The sequence below is a fragment of the Ornithinimicrobium murale genome, assembly GCF_003352835.1.
In the GTDB taxonomy this organism is placed as follows: domain Bacteria; phylum Actinomycetota; class Actinomycetes; order Actinomycetales; family Dermatophilaceae; genus Ornithinicoccus; species Ornithinicoccus muralis.
In genome coordinates this window covers 26,277-45,128 of record NZ_QLVD01000026.1, presented here as the reverse complement: position 1 = coordinate 45,128, position 18,852 = coordinate 26,277, and the positions used below count along the sequence as shown (strand labels likewise).

Annotated in this window: 17 protein-coding genes and 3 tRNA genes; 12 read left to right on the top strand and 8 right to left on the bottom strand. The window is 68.4% G+C overall.

What is annotated here, in order from left to right:
* Positions 1-23 precede the first annotated feature (23 nt).
* From DPQ65_RS12585 to DPQ65_RS12570, 4 genes are all read left to right on the top strand, one after another.
* Positions 24-1,181: an ABC transporter ATP-binding protein gene (locus DPQ65_RS12585; RefSeq protein WP_114907700.1), complete on the top strand. Its 1,158-nt coding sequence runs from the start codon at positions 24-26 to the stop codon at positions 1,179-1,181.
* Positions 1,178-1,819 (top strand): ABC transporter permease, encoded by a 642-nt coding sequence (locus DPQ65_RS12580; RefSeq protein WP_114907699.1) that lies wholly within the window; start codon positions 1,178-1,180, stop codon positions 1,817-1,819. Before DPQ65_RS12585 ends, DPQ65_RS12580 begins: the two co-directional genes overlap by 4 nt.
* Positions 1,816-2,505: an ABC transporter permease gene (locus tag DPQ65_RS12575; RefSeq protein ID WP_114907698.1), complete on the top strand. Its 690-nt coding sequence runs from the start codon at positions 1,816-1,818 to the stop codon at positions 2,503-2,505. Before DPQ65_RS12580 ends, DPQ65_RS12575 begins: the two co-directional genes overlap by 4 nt.
* Positions 2,506-2,692: 187 nt before the next feature.
* A complete protein-coding gene (locus DPQ65_RS12570) occupies positions 2,693-3,613 on the top strand; it encodes an ABC transporter substrate-binding protein (RefSeq protein WP_114907697.1) in 921 nt (306 codons plus the stop codon).
* Between the two features lie 84 nt (positions 3,614-3,697).
* On the opposite strand, the gene DPQ65_RS12565 is transcribed toward DPQ65_RS12570, so the two are convergent.
* Positions 3,698-4,399: a hypothetical protein gene (locus DPQ65_RS12565; RefSeq protein ID WP_114907696.1), complete on the bottom strand. Its 702-nt coding sequence runs from the start codon at positions 4,397-4,399 to the stop codon at positions 3,698-3,700.
* A gap of 152 nt (positions 4,400-4,551) precedes the next feature.
* Positions 4,552-6,882, bottom strand: a complete 2,331-nt coding sequence (locus DPQ65_RS12560; RefSeq protein WP_114907695.1) for a (Fe-S)-binding protein — start codon at positions 6,880-6,882, stop codon at positions 4,552-4,554.
* Positions 6,883-7,055: 173 nt separating this feature from the next.
* Between DPQ65_RS12560 and cysK the strand changes: the two genes are divergently transcribed.
* The gene (cysK, locus tag DPQ65_RS12555; RefSeq protein ID WP_114907694.1) at positions 7,056-7,985 is read left to right on the top strand and encodes a cysteine synthase A; all 930 of its coding nucleotides are present in this window, start codon (positions 7,056-7,058) and stop codon (positions 7,983-7,985) included.
* Positions 7,985-8,617: a serine O-acetyltransferase EpsC gene (gene epsC / locus DPQ65_RS12550; RefSeq protein WP_114907693.1), complete on the top strand. Its 633-nt coding sequence runs from the start codon at positions 7,985-7,987 to the stop codon at positions 8,615-8,617. Before cysK ends, epsC begins: the two co-directional genes overlap by 1 nt.
* A 107-nt stretch (positions 8,618-8,724) precedes the next feature.
* Here epsC and DPQ65_RS12545 read toward each other — a convergent pair whose 3' ends face one another.
* Positions 8,725-9,072, bottom strand: a complete 348-nt coding sequence (locus DPQ65_RS12545) for a YtxH domain-containing protein (protein ID WP_114907692.1) — start codon at positions 9,070-9,072, stop codon at positions 8,725-8,727.
* Positions 9,073-9,212: 140 nt separating this feature from the next.
* A complete protein-coding gene (locus DPQ65_RS12540) occupies positions 9,213-10,418 on the bottom strand; it encodes a MalY/PatB family protein (protein WP_114907691.1) in 1,206 nt (401 codons plus the stop codon).
* A gap of 103 nt (positions 10,419-10,521) precedes the next feature.
* Here DPQ65_RS12540 and DPQ65_RS12535 point away from each other — a divergent pair, with 103 nt between their 5' ends.
* Positions 10,522-11,124 carry a hypothetical protein gene (locus DPQ65_RS12535; RefSeq protein ID WP_114907690.1) on the top strand — a complete coding sequence of 201 codons (603 nt, stop codon included), beginning with the start codon at positions 10,522-10,524 and terminating at the stop codon, positions 11,122-11,124.
* 99 nt (positions 11,125-11,223) lie between these two features.
* Here DPQ65_RS12535 and DPQ65_RS12530 read toward each other — a convergent pair.
* Positions 11,224-11,306 (bottom strand) — tRNA-Ser (locus tag DPQ65_RS12530).
* A gap of 373 nt (positions 11,307-11,679) precedes the next feature.
* Between DPQ65_RS12530 and DPQ65_RS12525 the strand changes: the two genes are divergently transcribed.
* On the top strand, positions 11,680-11,883 hold the full coding sequence (locus tag DPQ65_RS12525; RefSeq protein WP_114907689.1) for a cold-shock protein: 204 nt from the start codon (positions 11,680-11,682) through the stop codon (positions 11,881-11,883).
* 361 nt (positions 11,884-12,244) lie between these two features.
* Here DPQ65_RS12525 and DPQ65_RS12520 read toward each other — a convergent pair whose 3' ends face one another.
* On the bottom strand, positions 12,245-13,912 hold the full coding sequence (locus tag DPQ65_RS12520; RefSeq protein WP_114907688.1) for an LCP family glycopolymer transferase: 1,668 nt from the start codon (positions 13,910-13,912) through the stop codon (positions 12,245-12,247).
* A gap of 142 nt (positions 13,913-14,054) precedes the next feature.
* On the opposite strand from DPQ65_RS12520, the gene DPQ65_RS12515 reads away from it, so the two are divergent.
* Positions 14,055-14,145: transfer RNA gene (locus DPQ65_RS12515), tRNA-Ser, on the top strand.
* Positions 14,146-14,217: 72 nt separating this feature from the next.
* Here DPQ65_RS12515 and DPQ65_RS12510 read toward each other — a convergent pair.
* Positions 14,218-14,655, bottom strand: a complete 438-nt coding sequence (locus tag DPQ65_RS12510; protein WP_162802204.1) for a hypothetical protein — start codon at positions 14,653-14,655, stop codon at positions 14,218-14,220.
* Entirely contained in the window at positions 14,621-16,441 is a 1,821-nt protein-coding gene (locus DPQ65_RS12505) for a phosphoenolpyruvate carboxykinase (GTP) (RefSeq protein WP_114907686.1), read from the bottom strand. The genes DPQ65_RS12510 and DPQ65_RS12505 overlap by 35 nt, the downstream gene beginning before the upstream one ends.
* A gap of 183 nt (positions 16,442-16,624) precedes the next feature.
* On the opposite strand from DPQ65_RS12505, the gene DPQ65_RS12500 reads away from it, so the two are divergent.
* The 3 genes from DPQ65_RS12500 (at position 16,625) to DPQ65_RS12490 (ending at position 18,418) form a co-directional block, all read left to right on the top strand.
* Positions 16,625-16,697: transfer RNA gene (locus tag DPQ65_RS12500), tRNA-Arg, on the top strand.
* Positions 16,698-16,914: 217 nt separating this feature from the next.
* Positions 16,915-17,181 carry a helix-turn-helix domain-containing protein gene (locus DPQ65_RS15705; protein ID WP_162802203.1) on the top strand — a complete coding sequence of 89 codons (267 nt, stop codon included), beginning with the start codon at positions 16,915-16,917 and terminating at the stop codon, positions 17,179-17,181.
* On the top strand, positions 17,150-18,418 hold the full coding sequence (locus DPQ65_RS12490) for a tyrosine-type recombinase/integrase (RefSeq protein WP_162802202.1): 1,269 nt from the start codon (positions 17,150-17,152) through the stop codon (positions 18,416-18,418). The genes DPQ65_RS15705 and DPQ65_RS12490 overlap by 32 nt, the downstream gene beginning before the upstream one ends.
* Positions 18,419-18,852 lie beyond the last annotated feature (434 nt).

Sequence of the window (18,852 nt, the reverse complement as noted above, 5' to 3'; positions counted from 1 at the left end):
GGGCTGGCGGTTAGTCTCGGGGAATGATCAGGCTCGAGGGCGTGACCAAGGAGTATGCCCCGGGGCATGCTGCCGTCGACCACCTCACCCTGGAGGCAGCCACGGGGGAGATCACGGTCCTGGTCGGCCCCTCGGGATGTGGCAAGACAACCTCGCTGCGGATGATCAACCGGATGATCGAGCCGACGAGCGGCCACATCTTCATCGACGGGCAGGACACCGCCCAGGTCCCCGCGGCGAAGCTGCGCCGCGACATCGGATATGTCATCCAGCACGCGGGCCTGTTCCCGCACCGCACAGTGCTGCACAACGTGATGACCGTCCCCCGGCTCAACGGGTGGGGCCGCGCGCGGGCCGAGTCCCGGGCCCGCGAGGTGCTCGAGCTGGTGGGGCTGCCGGGCGACTTCGCCCGCCGATACCCGGCGCAGCTCTCTGGCGGTCAGCAGCAACGGGTCGGCGTCGCCCGAGCACTGGCTTCGGACCCGTCGGTGATGCTGATGGACGAGCCGTTCAGCGCCGTGGACCCCATCGCCCGCGAGGGCCTGCAGGACGACATCCTGCGGTTGCAGCAGGAACTGGGCACCACGATCGTCCTGGTCACTCACGACATCGATGAGGCGATCAAGCTCGGCCACCGGGTGGCCGTGCTGCGTCAGGGCGGGATTCTCGCCCAGTTCAGCAGCCCCGCCGACCTGTTGGCGCACCCGGCCGACGACTTCGTGGCTGACTTCGTCGGCCGGGACCGCGGCTATCGTGCCCTCAGCTTCCAGCAGGCCGACGTGCCCGTGCACCCCGAGGAGCCGGTCCGGATCGGGGAACAGCTGCAGCGCCGCGGCGACCAGTGGCTGCTGGCAGTCGACGCCGAAGGTCGTCCCCAGGGCTGGGTGCTGCCGGCCGAGGTGGCTGAGGCAGCCGTCGCTCTCGAGCACCTGCACCGGGGCGGCACCGTCTCTGCCGTCGACGGATCACTGCGCTCACTGCTGGACGCCGCGCTCTCCTCCCCGAGCGGCCGTGGTGTTGTCACCCGCGACGGCGTGCTGGCCGGCACGGTGCGCGCCGAGGAGGTGCTGTCAGTGATCCAGTCGGCGCCGCGCCCCGACGGCACCAGCATCCAGGGCGGTGCGGGGGACTCCGACGGCGCCGCGGCCGGGGTGGGCCCCCAGCAGAACGAGCACCGGTGACCGCGCTGGGCACGGACCTGGGCGAGGTCGCGGGCTTCGCGGCCCAGCACGCCTACCTCGCCGGGGTCCCGCTGCTGCTCGGCCTGCTCATCTCCCTGCCCCTAGGCTGGGTGGCGCTGCGGCGTCGCTGGCTCACCCCGCCGGTGATCGTCGGCACGGGGCTGCTCTACACCATCCCGTCGCTGGCGCTGTTCGTGCTGCTGCCGGGCATCCTCGGCACCCAGATCCTGGACCCGATCAACGTCGTCGTGGCGATGACGCTCTACACGATCGCGCTCCTGACCCGCACCGTTGCCGACGGCCTCGGGTCGGTGCCCGACCACGTCCGGCAGGCTGCAACCGCGATGGGCTACGGCCCGCTGCGGCGCTTCTGGGCGGTCGAGCTGCCGATGGCGGTGCCGGTCATCTCGGCCGGCCTCCGAGTGGCAGCGGTCAGCAACGTCTCGATGGTCTCGGTGGCAGCCCTGATCGGCGTCTCCCAGCTCGGGCTGCTGTTCACCGACGGCTTCTCCCGCTCAGCGATGGGCCCGATCGTCGTGGGGGTCCTCGCCTGCGTGCTGCTCGCGCTCCTGTTCGACCTGCTGATCCTGACGCTCACCCGGCTGCTCACGCCCTGGCTCCGGGCGGCGCGGACATGATCGCCACGATCTGGGCCTGGCTGTCCGACCCGACCAACTGGTCGGGCTCCGGCGGCATCCTCGCCCAGGCACTCGAGCACCTGCGCCTGTCCGGCATCGCGCTGCTCGCGGCGGCGCTCGTCGCGGTCCCGATCGGACTGTATGTCGGGCACACCGGCCGCGGGAGGGTGGTGCTGGTCAACGCGGTCAGTGCCTTCCGTGCCATTCCCTCCCTCGGTGTGCTGTTCATCGCCGCCCTGCTCCTGCTGCCCCGCCTGCGGGGCGACCTGGCCTTCGAGCTGCCGAGCCTGATCGTCCTGGCGACCCTCGGCATACCCCCCATCCTGTCTGGCGTCTATGCCGGCATCGGGCAGGTCGACCCGGCTGCCCGCGATGCCGCCCGGGGCATGGGGATGACCAGCTGGCAACAGTTGTGGCAGGTCGAGGTGCCGTGTGCGCTGCCGCTGATCTTCTCGGGGCTGCGCTCCTCGATGATGCAGATCATCGCCACCGCGACGATCGCCGCGGTCGTCGGCCTGGGCGGGTTGGGGCGCTTCCTGATCGACGGTCAGGCCAACCGCGCTTACGACGAGATGGCGGGCGGTGCCCTCCTGGTGGCCGCTCTCGCGCTGCTGATCGACCTGGTCGGTGCCCTGCTGCAGCGCTTCGTGGTCTCACCTGGCCTGACGCCCGCGACGCGGCGCTAGAACCCGGCGGGGACCACCGGCAGCATGAGCCGCGCCGGCCTGCGTCTCCTGCCCTGCGGCCACCAACTGCTCGGCACACTGCCCGTCGGGCACCCCGGCAGCTCGAGCAGGGGCGGTTCCCACGCCATGTCGGTGGTTCGTGCTTAAGGTGGTCCTGCCAGTGCCCGGACAACGGAAGGTCCCGCTGATGATTCGTCGCCACCGCACCACCGCTCTCGTCGCGCTCGCCGCGGCCCTGACCCTGTCGGCGTGCGGGGGAGGTGGCGATCCGCTGGCCGAGGACGAGGGCTCGCAGGAGGGTGACTCGACCGGGGACGGCGGCCAGAGCCTGGTCATCGGTTCCGCGAACTTCCCCGAGAACGTGCTGCTCGCCGAGATCTACGCCGCAGCCCTGGGAGATGCGGGAGTTGAGGTCAGCACCAACCTCAATATCGGCAACCGGGAGGCCTACATGGCTGGCCTGGAGGACGGCTCGATCGACCTCATCCCGGAGTACACCGGCAACCTCACGCTCTATCTGAACGAAGCGGCGGAGGCGACCGAGTCCGACGCGGTGTATGCCGAGCTGCAGGAGGCGCTGCCGGACAACCTGACCGTGCTGGAGATGGCCGAGGCAGAGGACAAGGACTCGGTGGTCGTCACGGCCGAGACCGCCGAGGAGTTCGATCTGGCCTCGATCGCGGACCTGGCACCGCACGCGCCCAACATGGTTCTCGGGGGTCCGCCGGAATGGCGCGACCGGTTCACCGGTGTGCCGGGCTTGCAGGAGGTCTACGGGCTGGAGTTCTCCGAGTTCAAGCCGCTCGATGCGGGCTCCACGCTGACCGTCCAGGCACTGCTCAACGGTCAGATCGACGCCGGCAACATCTTCAGCACCGACCCGGCGATCGTGGAGAACGACTTTGTCGCGCTGGAGGACCCGGAGAGCCTCTTCGCGGCCCAGAATGTCGTGCCGCTGATCGCGACCGATGCGGTGACACCTGAGGTCGAGGAGGCGCTCAACACCGTCTCGGCCGGGCTGACCACCGAGAACCTCACCGAGATGATGGTGCAGGTGCAGGACAGCGACCCGGCAGACGTCGCTCGGGAGTTCGTCGACGCGCTCTGACGGGAGGTTCAGCCACACGTCCTTGCTGGAGGTCGTGCGGACGCGACGGTTGCGGTGCCCGTTGCCTGCCAGCGCACCCAGAAACTAGCCGATCTCGGCGTACGCCTGCGTGCCCTCGACGAACACGATCCACCCGTCCTGCCCGGCCGCGTCGAAGCCGAAGATCGTGCGCGCAGAGGTGCCGTCCCACTGACAGGGCCGGTCTTCGGTGGAGGAGGCACACGGCATACCCATCGCGTGCTCGTGCCGCTCGAACGTGTCGCTGTCTGACGGCAGCGTGGCCCAGCCGGTCACGGTGATGCGCACCGGTGCGTCTTCGCAGTCCAGCCGGTAGGAGGGCAGGTAGTCCGGGATGTAGGGCCCTTCGAAGTTGTGGGTCCGGGTGCCCTTGAGCTCGTCCCAGTACTCCGACAGGGTCTCCTCGGCCTCGGAGTCTGCGCACTCGGGGAAGGCGGCGGTGACGCTGTCCGCTGCGGCCCGGAAGTCCGCGCCGGTCACGCGGTAGGCCTGGTGGACCTCCAGCGTGCAGCGCACGTCGTAGGGGTCGTCGACCTTGTAGTTGTGCTGACCGGTCTCACACGAGTCGCGGGTCGCGGTCGCCAGGGCCTCGCCCGTCTGCTCCAGTGGCGCCAGGGCCGCCTCGATTCCCTGCTGGGCTGCTGTTGCCTCGTCCCGGTGCTCGCGCTGGACCTCCTCTGCGGAGGGGCCGCCTCCGCAGCCGGCTAGAGCCATTGCCAGTAGCGCGGCGCCAGCCAGCGCGGCGGGGTGCTGCGGGAGCAGTCGCATCGTCTGATCCTCCTCTCTGTCGGAACGGGCACAGCCCCGGATCGGCCTGTCACGCTTTGGGCGAAGGATCGTCTCATCCAGGCCCGCCCGTTGCGACCAGTCCGCCGAAGCGATGGCCGGTGCCGCTACCGGTGGCGCCTGGCCCCGTCAGCTCAGGAGGTCGGGGCGGGCTCCGGGTCCGGTGTGGGCTCAGGTGCCACGTCGCTGTCGGCCGTGTCACCCTCCTGCCCGCGTCGGACCGCAGCCAGCAGCATCTGCGCGACGTCAACGACCTCGACCTCCTCGCGGGCACCCTCGGACTGCTTCTGGGTCAGGCCGTCGGAGAGCATCACGCGGCAGAAGGGGCAGCCGATCGCGATCCGGTCGGCGCCGGTGGCGAGAGCCTCCTCGGTCCGGTTGACGTTGATGCGCGACCCGAGCTTCTCCTCCATCCACATGCGGGCACCACCGGCGCCGCAGCAGAAGGACTTCTCACCGGAGCGTGGCATCTCGCGCATCTCGACGCCCGGCAGTGCACCGAGCAGCTCGCGCGGCGGGGAGTAGACACCGTTGTGACGGCCCAGGTAGCACGGGTCGTGGTAGGTCACGCTCTCCGCGGTCGAGGCCACACCGGACGTGTCGGCCTGATCGGGCTTGGCGACCGGGGTCAGCTTCTTCTCGCGCACCAGCCGGTTGAGCAGCTGCGTGTGGTGGACGACCTCGTACTTGCCGCCGAGCTGCGGGTACTCGTTCTTGATGGTGTTGAAGCAGTGGGCGCAGGTGACCACGATCTTGGTGGCGTTGACCTCGTTGAGCACCTCGACGTTCTGCTGCGCGAGCATCTGGAAGAGGAACTCGTTGCCGGCCCGACGGGCCGGGTCGCCGGTGCAGGTCTCGCCGTCACCCAGCACGGCGAAGCTGACGCCGGCGGTGTTGAGCAGCTCGGCCACGGCGCGGGTGGTCTTCTTGGCGCGGTCCTCGTAGGCGCCGGCGCAACCGACCCAGAACAGGTAGTCGACCTCGTCGAGGTCCTCGACATCGGCGCCGGCCATCTTGACCTCGAACGGCAGGTCCTTGGCCCAGTCCATCCGCGCGCGGGCCGACATGCCCCAGGGGTTCTGCTTGTTCTCCAGGTTCTTGAACAACCCGCCCAGCTCGCTGGGGAAGGCCGACTCGATCAGCGTCTGGTAGCGGCGCAGGTCCACGATCGTGTCGACGTGCTCGATGTCGACGGGGCACTGCTCCACGCAGGCACCACAGGTGGTGCACGACCAGATCACGTCGGGGTCGATGACCGCGCCACCAGAGGGGATGGTGGGATCTCCTTCGGTGGCGCCGACCAGCTCACGCTGGGCCTCCAGCACCGCTGACAGGGGGATGTTGTGCCGGGCGGCCGCGGAGCCGTCACCCGCTGCGGACCCCTCGCCTGCTGCCTCGCGGGCCTCCTCAGAGGCCAGCAACCACGGTGCCTTCGCGTGGTGGTGGTTCCGCAGGTTCATGATCAGCATCTTGGGCGAGAGCGGCTTCTCGGTGTTCCATGCCGGGCACTGTTCCTGGCAGCGACCGCACTCGGTGCAGGTCGAGAAGTCGAGCAGGCCCTTCCAGGTGAAGTCCTCGACCTTGCCGACGCCGAGCGCAGCGTCCTCGTCGAGCTCCTCGATGTTCTCGAAGTCCAGCACCTCGCCGTCGACCCGGATCGGCTGCAGCTCGGCCAGTGAGGTGCGGCCCTCGGCGTGGCGCTTGAACCAGATGTTCGGGAACGCCAGGAAGCGGTGCCAGGCCACCCCCATGGTGGGCGTCACCGCGATGGTGACCATCCACCCCATGGAGATCAGGATCTTGACCGTCGCCACCAGGATGATGGTCGTCTCCAAGGTGCCTGTCGACATACCGTCGAAGAAGCTCCCGATCCAGCCGGTGGTCGGGAAGTGGACGAAGTCCGCCCACTCGGCCCCGGTGGCCCGGCCGAGCGCGAACTCCAGACCGCGGAGCAGCACGATGCACAGGCCGACGCCCAGGATGACGAACTCCACGACATACGCCTGCCAGAAGGTCGACCCCCAGAACCGGCTCCTGCGCTCCAGGCTCCTCGGGTGCTTGCGCTGGCGGATGATGATCAGTGCCACGATGCCGAACAGGGTGCCCCAGCCGAACAGCTCGGCCAGCCAGATGTAGGGCGGGAAGTGCCCGATGAGGGGCAGCGCGAACTCGGGGTTGAACAGCTGCCCGTAGGCGGTGGCCAGGGTCGTGGTGAGCAGCAGGAAGCCCAGCATCACGAACCAGTGCGCTGCGGCGACCAGCGGCTTGCGGGCCATCCGGGTGTGGCCGAGGAACTCCCGCAGGAGCGTCACGGTGCGCGCCAGCGGGTCGTCGGTCCGTCCGGTCGCCGGCTGACCGACCCGGAACTTGGCGACGAAGCCGGCGATGGTGCGCACGAACAGGGCGACCGCAACGAGCGTGACGCCCAGTCCGACGACGATGGCGAGGATCTGCACCGGTGACATGGGTGGATTCTAGAGGCCCGCTCGATCCAACGGGTGGTGAGGTGTGCCTCACACTGCTGGGGCGCTGGTTCAGATGTGGAACTGAGGGAATAACGTGGCCTATGCACACTTATAACCTGTGAAGGCCCTGTCCCGGGGCGGAACCCCGGCATACCCAAGCGAAAGGCGACCCCGTGTCCGTCAAGAACGACATCACCGAGGCCATTGGCAACACCCCGCTGGTGCGCCTGAACCGGCTCACCGAGGGGCTGGGTGCCACCGTGCTCGTCAAGCTCGAGTCGGGCAACCCGGCCAACTCTGTCAAGGACCGCATCGGTGCCGCGATCATCGACGCCGCGGTCGAGGCGGGCGAGCTGCAGCCCGGCGGCACGATCGTTGAGGGCACCTCGGGGAACACCGGCATCGCCCTGGCCATGGTGGGGGCCGCGCGCGGCTACCAGGTCGTCCTCGCGATGCCCGACACGATGAGCAAGGAGCGTCGTGCCCTGCTGCGTGCCTACGGTGCCGAGCTGGTGCTGACGCCGGGCGCCGACGGCATGAAGGGCGCCGTCGCCCGGGCCGAGGAGATCGCCGAGGAGCGCGGTGGGGTCCGTGCCCGCCAGTTCGCCAACCAGGCCAACGTGGCCATCCACCAGGCGACCACGGGCCCGGAGATCTGGGCCGACACCGAGGGCGACATCGACATCTTCGTCTCCGGTATCGGCACTGGCGGCACCATCACCGGTGCGGGCCGCTACCTGCGCGAGCAGAAGCCCGACGTGCGCATCGTCGCGGTCGAGCCGGTGGACAGCCCGATCCTCAACGGCGGCCAGCCCGGCCCGCACAAGATCCAGGGTCTGGGCGCCAACTTCGTCCCAGAGATCCTGGACACCGAGCTGTATGACGAGGTCATTGACGCCTCGCTCGATGACTCCGTGCGGGTCTCCCGAGAGCTGGCGACCCAGGAGGGCATCCTCGCCGGCATCTCGGCCGGTGCCGCCGTGTGGGCCGCCCTCGAACTGGCCCAGCGCGCCGAGAACGCGGGCAAGACCATCGTGGCGATCGTCCCGGACTTCGGTGAGCGCTACCTGTCCACGGTGCTCTTCGAGGGGCTGACCGACTGATGACGCCCGGTGTTCTGCGGGGCCGCGCCAGCACCGTGTGGACCCGGGTGAGTCAGGACGTCGGCGCCTTCGCCCGTGGGGTCCGGGAGGACCTCGACGCGGCCATCGACCGGGACCCGGCAACGGACAGCCGGGTCGAGATGGCCCTTTCCTCTCCCGGGCTGCACGCCGTCTGGGCGCACCGGGTCTCGCACGCGCTGTGGAACCGCGGCGCCCGCCTGCCCGCCCGCCTGCTGTCACAGGCCTCGCGCGCCGTGACCGGGATCGAGATCCACCCAGGCGCCCAGATCGGGCGGCGCCTGTTCATCGACCACGGCATGGGTGTGGTGATCGGCGAGACCTCCGAGGTCGGGGACGACGTGATGATGTATCACGCCGTCACGCTGGGTGGCCGGGCCAACGCCAGGATCAAGCGTCACCCGACGGTCGAGTCCGGCGCCGTGCTCGGTGCCGGTGCCAGGCTGCTCGGGCCGGTCGTGATCGGCTCTGGGGCCCAGGTCGGTGCCAACGCGGTCGTCGTCAAGGACGTGCCGTCCGGCGCAACGGCAGTCGGGGTCCCGGCGACCAACCGCGTGCCGAGGGCCGAGCGCGACCAGGACGTGATGTTCGCCGACCCGGCGCTGTGGATCTAGCTCATTTTTGGGGAGGTTCGGACCGGGGATAGCAGATTTTTGGGGAGGTTCGGACCGGTCCGAACCTCCCCAAAAATGGGCTGGGAGCGTGCCAAACCTCCCCAAAATTAGGGGAGCTTGTCGCTCCCTGGGCCGAACGAGGAGTCGTCGATCGAGGCCGTGCCGGTCTGGGCGTCCCAGCTCCCCGTCTCGTTCTCATAGTTGCCCGACAGGTCGGTCGTCTCGTGGCCGGTGACCTTGGCCTTGGCCTGCCCGGCGATCTCCTTGGCGGACCCGGCCATCGCGGTGGCGGCCTTCGGCGCCTGGGCCTTCACGTCCTCGACCGTCGACTGGACCTTCGGGTTGCCCCAGACCTTGCTGGCCTGCTGGCTGATCTGGTCATAGCGCTCGCGGCCCGCCTTCGCGCCCAGGATGTAGCCGACGCAGGCGCCGATGATGAACAGCAACTTCCGCATGAGGTGCTCCCTTCCAGATACGTCATGTCGTCGTCCTCGACACTAGCGAGATCGGCTGCGGCGCACCATCTGAAGTCAGCGGGGCCGCCCGAGGAGGCAGAGGTGCACGGACCTCGATCACGGAGCGGGCGGCGGTGCCGTTACGAGAACGCGGGGGAGGCGGCACGACCCATCCGCTCCAGGGCCTCGGTGAGGATCGCCTGCGACGTCGCCATGTTGAGCCGCACGTGTCCCTTGCCGCCGGTGCCGAAGGCGGTGCCCGCGCTCAGACCGACCTTGGCCTCGCGGGCGAAGAAGTCGGCCGGTCCGACGCTCATCGTCACCAGCCCGGGCTCAGCCGGCGGGTCCGCGATCCCCAGCGCGCGACAGTCCAGCCACGCCAGAAAGGTCGCCTCCGGCATCCGGTAGCCCACGCCCGGCAGGTGGTGCGCCACCAGCTCGGCCACCAGGTGCCGGTTGGCGTCGAGCCCCTCCAGCAGGGCATCCAGCCACATCCCGCCATCGCGGTAGGCCGCGACGTGGGCCTGCACCGCGACGTGGCTCGCTCCGTGCCCCACCTCCTCGGGCAACCGGGCCAGGTCGTCAGCCGCCTCCGGCCCGGCGAGCGCGAGGGCGCTCTTGAGGCCGGCCAGGTTCCAGCCCTTGGACGCCGACATCAGGGACAGTCCGCGCTCGCCTCCGGCGACGCTCAGATAGGGGACGAAGGTGTGTCCGCGATAGACCAGCGGCGCGTGGATCTCGTCGGCGACCACCCGCACGTTGTGCCGGGCCGCGAGCTCGGCCACCGCCTCGAGCTCGGCGGCGGTGTGCAGGGTCCCGGTCGGGTTGTGGGGACTGCACAGCAGGTATGCCGCTCGCTTGCCGTCCGCGGTCGCCGCACCGAAGGCGCGGTCCAGGTTGTCCAGGTCGATCCGGTGCTCCGCGGTCAGCGGCGACTCCACGATGCGGCGGTCCATGCTGCGCACAAACGCATAGAACGGTGGGTAGACCGGGCAGTTGACGACCACGTTGTCGCCCGGTTCGGTGACGAGGCGCAGCATCTCGGTGACCCCGATCATGACATCGGGCACGATCGCGGAGTGCTCGATCTGGGGTGACCACCCCCATCGGTCCACGGCGAAGGAGGCCAGCGCCTCGGCATACACCTGGCCGGTGGCCACATAACCGGTGTCCCCGCGCTGCATGGCCTCGACCACGGCGCGGACGACCGGCTCGGCGAGGACTGAGTCCTGCTCGGCCACCCACAGCGGCAGCACGTCCTGCGGGAAGACGTGCCATTTCACACTGGTGCGCTGCTCGCGCAGGTCGGTCTCGGTGAGCTGCTCCAGGGGGTTCGCCACGGTCATGGTGCCAGGCTAGCCAGGTGCGGCCCATCGGGTAACCTCCCGGGTGAATAACAGGCCGTCCTGAGGTCACATCTCTGTGAGTGCGGACCGGAAGGAGTTGGGCATGGCGGTGGGGGAGGCCACGCAGCACGGCACGGTGCTCTTCGAGGTGCGCGTCGGGTTGGGCCGCACCGACACGTGGTCGATGGCGGCCGCGGTGCTGGGGTGTCTGCTCCTCATCCCGTATGCGTTTGCCCGCAACTCCGAGGGTGGCCTGCGGGAGAACCTGCTGAGCGTCGGGCTCACCTACCTGGTGGTGCTGGCCGTGGTGGTCCTCATCCTGGTGCGTCTGCGGGGGATGGTCCGGGTCACGGAGACCCACGTGATCCGGACCCGGATGCTGCGCGGCGACGTGGTGATTCCGCGACACCAGATCGCCGAGGCCGTGGTCACCCGGCGCTATGCGGTGCCCGGCGCCGGCGGACCGCGCGCGTTCCTCCTTGACCACGAGGGGGAGACGCTGTTGACGTTCCAGCCACTGCGGGAGCTCGCTGATGTGGAGGTGCTGGAGCAGGTGGCACCGCAGGTGACCGAGGTGCCGGTGCTCGTGCCGGCGGAGGCGACGGCACGGTGGCCGCGGATGCTGCCTGGTCGCATGCCAACCCCACCGCGGGGGCGCTCTTGGGGGCGGGCCTCGTCGTGGCCTTCATCCTCGTCTGCGTCCTGATCGCCCTGGTGGTGGCATAACTGCCGCGGCACTGCCGGCAGCGCTGCCTGAGGCCTTGAGGCGCTCGGATGACCTGTCCTGAGGTCTTCCCGCATCGAGCGGAGGGTGTGGGATTTGAACCCACGGACGTTTCCGTCGGGCGCTTTCAAGGCGCCTGCACTCGGCCGCTATGCGAACCCTCCATGAGCCCGGCCGAGACCCGGCTCACTTCCCATTGTCCCACTGCCCTACGTGCAGTCGCGAACCGCAGTCAGATGAGTGCCCGGTGACCGTCGGGTTGCCGGGTGGTCAGGAGCACGTCAGGCGGCGGTCAGCACCGCCCCCACCTGCGCCGATGCCGCTGAGAGGCTGTGGACAGGAAGGGGACTTTTGTCGCGGATCCTGCTACCGTTTGTGTGGTTGCAGTTGCAGTTCCTCGCAGGTCGAGCATGAGTCACGCCCCAGGGCACGACAGATGGTCAGCAGGTCGGGCATGGTCCCGGTAGTGGGGGGTTTCATCTGAGCCGGCCCCCGCGAGGTGCGGGGGTTGATCGCACAGCAGAGAGAGATTGTCCCATGGCACAGGGAACCGTGAAGTGGTTCAACGCGGAAAAGGGCTTCGGCTTCATCGCGCAGGATGGCGGTGGCCCGGACGTGTTCGTCCACTACTCGGCCATCGAGAGCACCGGCTACAAGTCCCTCGAGGAGGCCCAGCGGGTCGAGTTCGAGGTCACGCAGAGCCCCAAGGGGCCGCAGGCGGAGTCCGTCCGCGCGGTCTGAGGCTGACCGGCTGCTGACCAGCAGCACCCAAGCCTGAGCGAGGCCCCCGAGTCCAGTTGGACTCGGGGGCCTCGTCGTGTCTGCGGCGGGGGTCACCGGCAGTGCTCTGCAGGTGGTGCCGTATCTGGCGTCGAGTGCAGAGCGATGCGGCGGGGGGTCACCGGCAGTGCTCTGCAGGTGGTGTCATATCTGGCGTCGAGTGCAGAGCGTTGCGGCGGGGGTCGCGGGCAGTGCTCTGCAGGTGGTGTCGTATTTGGCGTTGATTGCAGAGCGGTGCGGCGGGGGTCGCGGGCAGTGCTCTGCAGGTGGTGTCGTATTTGGCGTCGAGTGCAGAGCGTTGCGGCGGGGGTCGACCGCCAGCTCAGCAGACGGTGCCGAGATCCGCCAGCTCGTCGGTGGTCGGGGTCGCGGGAGCCTCGGTGGTGCCTTCGTCGTCGGTGGGTGCCTCAGTCGTCGGCTCCTCGGTGGCGTCAGCGGCCGGCGACTCAGTGCTGTCGGCACCGGCCTCCACGGTGGGCTCGGGCTGCGGGTGCAGCGCCAGGTAGACCTCGCGCCGCATCGCGGTGTAGTCGGGGTCGGCGGTGTTGGTGTTCTTGGCGGTGAACGGCAGGCTCTGCATCGTGCCGCCCTGTACGCGTTGGACCAGCTCTGCCCAGGCGGGCAGCTCGGACTGGTCGATGTCGACGGTGATGTTGTCGCCGGCCGCCGCCGCGATTGCGGGGTAGCGCTGCAGCAGCGTCATCGGGTTGACCTGGTCGACCAGCGCACCGACCATGCAGCGCTGCCGCCGCATACGGGAGAAGTCGTCGGTGGTGACCCGGGAGCGGGAGTACCACAGGGCCTCGTGGCCGTCCAGGTGCTGCTGGCCAACCTCGATCCAGCTGCTCTCGGTGCCCTCGATGAGCTGGGCGTTGCCCGCCGCGTCCGTCCAGGTCTTGCCGCCGATCGGGACCGACTCCTGGACGTTGATCTCGACGCCGCCCATCGCATCGACCAGGGCCTCGAAGCCCTTGAGGTCAATGATCACGGTGTAGTGAATCGGCTGGCCGATGATCGTGGAGATGACCTGGCGGGTGGCGGTCTGACCGGGGTTCGGGTCGCCGGAGAACCAGCCGGGGTTCTCCTCGTGCAGGTCGACGGCCGCGGTCCAGATGCCGTTCATCAGGCACTCGGTGCCGCAGTCGTAGGAGTCGCCGTAGCGCTTGTAGAGCGGTGAGCTGCTGGGAATCGGGACGTTCTGCAGGTTGCGGGGGATCCCGAAGAGCACCATGTCGCCGGTCGTGGTGTCGATCGAGGCGACGATCATCGAGTCGGTGCGCACACCGTCCCGGTTGTCGCCGGCGTCCGAACCGAGCAGCAGGACGTTGACGCGGGGGACGTCGGCCCAGGGGTCCTGGTCCTGCAGGTCCGGGCCGACCGACGGGGTGTCCTCGTCGTCAGCGCGGTCGCCGGCACCGGTGAAGATGTGCTCGACGGCATCATTGTGGGCGTCGATATAGCGCAGCCCCATGGCAGCGGGTGCGATGACGAGCAGGCACATGACGCCGGTGAAGACCGTGAGCCCGGTCCGTTGCCCGCCGGACATGCGGCGTGGTCGGGCGGTGAGGGCGGTCAGGACGATGGAGCCGATCCAGATCAGCCCACCGATGACGAGCACGGCGGCAAGGGTCCGCAGCACATCAGGGCGGGCAGCCAGGTCCAGGGCGGAGCGGAAGGCGCCGTTCTTGAACAGATAGATGAGCACCCCGAGCGCCGAGCCGACGGCCAAGGCCAGCAGCGGTATGCCGATCAGGCGCCGCCTAGTGAGGATGAGCCCCGCTCCCGGCAGGAGGGTTCCCAGGGCGGTCAGGCCGTAGGCGCGGCCAACCCCCTCGTCGGTCTGCGTGGCGAAGCGGTCCGCACGCGTCCGGTGGACCACGCCGCTGCCGTCACCGGGCAGGCTCCGACGGCGCCCCTCCGGGGCCTGGGAGTCACCAGGCCCGGGCCGGCGCTGGGCAGCCCCGTCCTCGGGGCTGTGGTCATCGGTCATGAATACCTTCCACGGGATAGAGCCATTCTGTCGCAGACGCACCAGCACTGTCGGGATGTTGCGCGCGTGCCGGTGGTTTGGTGAAGCCGTCCCCCCACAGGTAGCCTGATCGGCGTTCCGCGACAGGGTAACCGGTGGAACTGGAGGCGTCGCCTAGTCTGGTCTATGGCGCCCGCCTGCTAAGCGGGTTTGGGGCTACAACCCCATCGAGGGTTCAAATCCCTCCGCCTCCGCCGCAGCGTGTCCGTACACGCGACAGCAGCAGGGTCAGGCCCCCGGGACACGTCCTGGGGGCCTTCTCGTGCTCAGGCCGGGGCGCCGCCACTGGGGTCGACGTCCTCAGGTTCGGGAGCCTCCTCCTCGGCGTCGGTCTGCTCCTTCTCCTCCTGGGCTTTCTCAGGTGTGCCGTGCAACACCCGGTCCTCCATAGCGTCGACCTTGGCGGCCAGGTCATAACCGGGCGGGGCAGGCTCGACAGCCGACAGCAGGGTGCGGTCGCTGTCGGCGTCGCCGTCGTCGGGCTCGCGGGCATCGGTGCTCATCTTGTCCTCCTCAACAGGGGTCACTCCCATGGTGACATCGAGGACTGAGACTTTCCTGCGAGCCAGGTGGGCGTCCGGAGGCGTGCCGCCCACCCGACCCGAGCTCAGGTGCAGAGACAGACCGACCCGGCGGACGGCATACATCCACCGGGTCGGGACGACGGGGTCAGCCCAGTCGCTGGGTGAGCGTCTGCAACTCATCCTCCAACTGGTGTGGGAGCGACTCGCCGAACTTGTCGAACCACTCGCGGATCAGTGGCAGCTCCGCGCGCCATTCCTCGGTGTCCACGGCCAGAGCGGCGGCCAACTGCTCGGCGGTGAGGTCCAGTCCGTTGACATCGATGTCCTCGGCGCGGGGCGTGAACCCGATGGGGGTCTCCTCTGCGCCGGCGGTGCCCTCCAGACGTTCGACGACCCACTTCAGGACGCGGGTGTTCTCGCCGAAGCCCGGCCAGGCGAAGCCGCCGTCGGCGTCGCGGCGGAACCAGTTGACCAGGTAGATCCTGGGCATCTTGGACTCGTCGTGCTGTTTGCCGACGTCCAGCCAGTGCCCGAGGTAGTCCCCGGCGTTGTAGCCGATGAACGGCAGCATCGCCATCGGGTCGCGGCGCACGACGCCGACCTGGCCAGTGGCCGCCGCCGTGGTCTCCGAGGAGAGCGTGGCGCCGAAGAAGGTGCCGTGCTGCCAGTCGCGGGCCTCGGTGACCAGCGGGACGGTGGTCTTGCGCCGTCCGCCGAAGAGGATCGCCGAGATCGGGACGCCGTTGGGCTCGTAGTACTCCGGGGCCAGCGTCGGCAGCTGCTCGATGGGCGTGCAGAACCGGCTGTTCGGGTGGGCGGCCGTTGTGCCGGCCTCGCCGTCCGCGGGAGTCCAGTCGTTGCCGTGCCAGTCGATCAGGTGGGCAGGCTCGTCCTCGGTCATGCCCTCCCACCACACATCACCGTCGTCGGTGCGGGCGACGTTGGTGAAGACCGAGTTGCCGCGCTCGATGGTGTGCATGGCGTTGGGGTTGGTGCCGTAGCCGGTGCCGGGCGCCACGCCGAACAGACCAAACTCCGGGTTCACGGCATACAGCCGGCCGTCCTCCCCGAAACGCATCCAGGCGATGTCGTCGCCGACCGTCTCGGCCTTCCAGCCCGGCAGGGTGGTCTCCAGCATCGCCAGGTTGGTCTTGCCGCAGGCAGAGGGGAACGCGGCGGCGATGTAGTGGACCTTCCCCTCCGGGTTGGTGAGCTTGAGAATGAGCATGTGCTCGGCCATCCAGCCCTCGTCGCGGGCCATCGCCGAGGCGATCCGCAGGGCGTAGCACTTCTTGCCGAGCAGGGCGTTGCCGCCGTAGCCTGAGCCGTAGGACCAGATCGCCCGCTCCTCGGGAAAGTGGACGATGTATTTGGTCTCGTTGCACGGCCAGGGAACGTCCTGCTCGCCCGCGGCGAGAGGAGCGCCCACCGAGTGCAGGCCCTTGACGTAGTCGGCCTGGAGCTCCTCCATCTTCTCCAGCACCGGCGTGCCGATGCGGGCCATGATGCGCATCGAGGCGACGACGTAGGCGCTGTCAGTGATCTCCACCCCGAACATCGGCTGATCGGCCTCGAGGTGGCCCATCACGAAGGGGATGACATACATCGTCCGGCCGGCCATGGCGCCATCGAAGAGCGGCTCCAGGGTGGCCTTCATCTGGGCCGGATCCATCCAGTTGTTGGTGTGGCCCGCGTCCTTCTCATCCACCGAACAGATGTAGGTGCGGCCCTCGACGCGGGCGACGTCGTCGGGGTCGGATGCGCAGTAGAAGGAGTTGGGCTTCTTGTCCTCGGCCAGCTGCACGAAAGTGCCGGCCTCGATCAACTGGGCGTTGATCTCGCGGCTCTCTTCCTCGGTCCCCGTCACCCAGACGACACGGTCCGGGCGAGTGCGGGCAGCCACCTCCTCCACCCAGCCTGCGAGCTCGGTATGACGGGTGGTCCCCTGAGTGCTGATCGTCGACATCTCATCCGCTCCGGTCCTGGCCAGCCACGTCGCCAGCCCTTCCGGTCAACTTAACCTTGTGCCGAGCTTGTCGTCACGCGTTCCAGGTGGTGAGTTGGGTCACCTGGCTCGGATCTGATTTCGTGAGGTCGTGCTCCCTCCGGTATCGTGATCCCTCGCGGCCGACGACCAGTCGGCTCACGTGCGCCCGTAGCTCAACGGATAGAGCATCTGACTACGGATCAGAAGGTTAGGGGTTCGAATCCCTTCGGGCGCGCAGAACGGTCAGACTCATGACCTGCAGAAGTAGCAGCACCGGAGGGCCGCTCCAATTTTGGGGCGGCCCTCCTTCGGCCCAAAAACCGGCCCAAAAACTCCCACCACCCCATCTGCAGGTGGCAGGAGACTCACGCACTCGCCATCGATCGAGGCGGCCACAGGCAATCTGGGTCGGGGTGAGTCGTCAGGGGCGTGTGTCGTGCCTTAGGGGTGGTATGAACACCACTGCATTCATCGCCAACCGGGCCGCTTCGGCCACCACCAGCGACGCCGCAGAAGCCACGTTGCTCCTGACCCTGGATGAGGTTGCCCGCGAGTTGCGCTGTGCCCGCCGCAGCGTCGAGCGCCAGGTCGCAGGCGATCGCCTTCCTGTGGTCCACGTCGGGCGCTCGGTGCGCGTGACCCGGCACGACCTGGAGGTCTTCGTCGCAGGCCTTCAGGAGTCCTCCGTTGAACACGTTCCCGGGGACAGTCATGGCTAGGCCCAGGAAACGCGCCGAACAGACCACGACCTCCCTCTACCGAGGTGCCGATGGCTACTGGCACGCGCGCGTGACGATGGGTAAGCGTCCAGACGGCAGGGCTGACCGCCGACATCTGCAGCGAGGGACGAAAGGCGAACTGCGCGAGGCTGTGCGGGAACTGGAGCGTCAGCGCGACGCCGGTGAGTACCGTTGGATCGCCGAAGATCTAGTCCTGCAGACATGGTTAGAGCACTGGCTCTACGTCATCCTGCCGATGACCGCGCGCTGGAAAACGCTGTCGACCTATCGCAGTCAGATGCAGCTGCATGTCATTCCGTTCCTGGGGTCTTGGCGCATGAGCGAGATTCAGCCAGAGCACCTTGAGGAGCACTACCGAAAGCTGCGCTCCGATGGTCGTTCCGTTCACACTGTCCGAGCCGTCCACCGGGTGCTGCGCTCAGCGCTGAACGAGGCAGTCAGGCGGCGACGGCTAGGGACCAACCCGGCGATCGTGGCCCGCCCGCCCCGGGCCGATGATGTTGAGGTCGACCCTCTGACGATCGAAGAGAGCCGCCGCGTGGTCCGAGCCGCGCAGACCACCCCGCATCCTGCGCGGTGGTCTATCGCGCTTTCGCTGGGGCTCCGACAAGGCGAAGCACTCGGGCTGCTGTGGACCGACATTGACTTCGACGAGGGCGTTCTGTGTGTCCGGCGCTCAGTGCAACGCAAGACCTGGGAGCACGGCTGCGTCCGTGAGGACGGCGAGCACTCCTGTGGTGCCAAACGAGGTGCTGAGTGCCCCCAACGCAACGGCGGGGGACTGATGTTCGTCGAACCCAAAACCAAGGCGTCCAAGCGAACGATTGTCTTACCCAGCCCGCTACTGGCAGAACTACGCGCACAACGGAGCCAGAACAATCGCCGACAGCTGGCTGCAGGCACGGAATGGAACGCCGAGCACGCCTTGGTCTTTCCCGACTCCCGCGGCGGCCTAATCGACCCAGCACGCGACCACCGAGAATGGAAAGTCCTTCTAGCGAAGGCCGAGGTGCGGAGTGTGCGACTGCATGACGCTCGGCACACCGCTGCCACCCTGCTGCTCGTGCAGAACGTCGACTTGCGCACTGTCATGTCGATCATGGGCTGGACCGAGATGGCAACCGCCCAGCGTTACACCCACGCCGTCGACGAGCTACGACGGCGGGCAGCACGACAGATGGGTAGCCTCCTCTGGGACCCAGCAGTAGGTGTATGAGCGGGAAGCGTTCGTAACCCGGATCACTCACCGTTGGCGCGGCATCAGCGCCTCGTCGGAAGCCTTCCATGGATGCCAAACCAGCATGGAATGTCATCGCAAGGCTGCGCGATGCGCAGCTTCTCGTACACGTTGCCGATGGTCGCGACATCGATGACTCAGCCGGTAGCCGGACCTCCGCGGTTCGATAGATGCGCGCATCAATCCAGCCCAGTATGACGCGGCCGACCGATCGTCCGGGCATGTCCATCAGTGTGACGTTCGCCTGCTCACGTCAACGCCGAGTAGCGAACGTCCTCGACAGCCCGTGACTGATGGCTAGAGGGTTCCGTGAGCCGATGAGGATTCCCCGCCAGCGGGTGAGCTCCAAGCAGCACCTTATACAGCTCACGGAGGCGCGCACGAGGCGCTTCATCGGTTGGTGTCCGGGTGGT

Excerpts from the sequence above, each read along its gene's own strand:
- DPQ65_RS12510 (WP_162802204.1), bottom strand. The coding sequence starts at position 14,655 with ATGAGTTGCAGACGCTCACCCAGCGACTGGGCTGACCCCGTCGTCCCG.
- DPQ65_RS12570 (WP_114907697.1), top strand. The coding sequence starts at position 2,693 with ATGATTCGTCGCCACCGCACCACCGCTCTCGTCGCGCTCGCCGCGGCC.
- DPQ65_RS12535 (WP_114907690.1), top strand. The coding sequence starts at position 10,522 with ATGGCGGTGGGGGAGGCCACGCAGCACGGCACGGTGCTCTTCGAGGTG.
- DPQ65_RS12545 (WP_114907692.1), bottom strand. The coding sequence starts at position 9,072 with ATGCGGAAGTTGCTGTTCATCATCGGCGCCTGCGTCGGCTACATCCTG.
- DPQ65_RS12505 (WP_114907686.1), bottom strand. The coding sequence starts at position 16,441 with ATGTCGACGATCAGCACTCAGGGGACCACCCGTCATACCGAGCTCGCA.
- DPQ65_RS15705 (WP_162802203.1), top strand. The coding sequence starts at position 16,915 with ATGAACACCACTGCATTCATCGCCAACCGGGCCGCTTCGGCCACCACC.
- DPQ65_RS12540 (WP_114907691.1), bottom strand. The coding sequence starts at position 10,418 with ATGACCGTGGCGAACCCCCTGGAGCAGCTCACCGAGACCGACCTGCGC.
- DPQ65_RS12585 (WP_114907700.1), top strand. The coding sequence starts at position 24 with ATGATCAGGCTCGAGGGCGTGACCAAGGAGTATGCCCCGGGGCATGCT.
- DPQ65_RS12560 (WP_114907695.1), bottom strand. The coding sequence starts at position 6,882 with ATGTCACCGGTGCAGATCCTCGCCATCGTCGTCGGACTGGGCGTCACG.
- epsC (WP_114907693.1), top strand. The coding sequence starts at position 7,985 with ATGACGCCCGGTGTTCTGCGGGGCCGCGCCAGCACCGTGTGGACCCGG.
- DPQ65_RS12525 (WP_114907689.1), top strand. The coding sequence starts at position 11,680 with ATGGCACAGGGAACCGTGAAGTGGTTCAACGCGGAAAAGGGCTTCGGC.
- DPQ65_RS12575 (WP_114907698.1), top strand. The coding sequence starts at position 1,816 with ATGATCGCCACGATCTGGGCCTGGCTGTCCGACCCGACCAACTGGTCG.
- DPQ65_RS12520 (WP_114907688.1), bottom strand. The coding sequence starts at position 13,912 with ATGACCGATGACCACAGCCCCGAGGACGGGGCTGCCCAGCGCCGGCCC.
- DPQ65_RS12565 (WP_114907696.1), bottom strand. The coding sequence starts at position 4,399 with ATGCGACTGCTCCCGCAGCACCCCGCCGCGCTGGCTGGCGCCGCGCTA.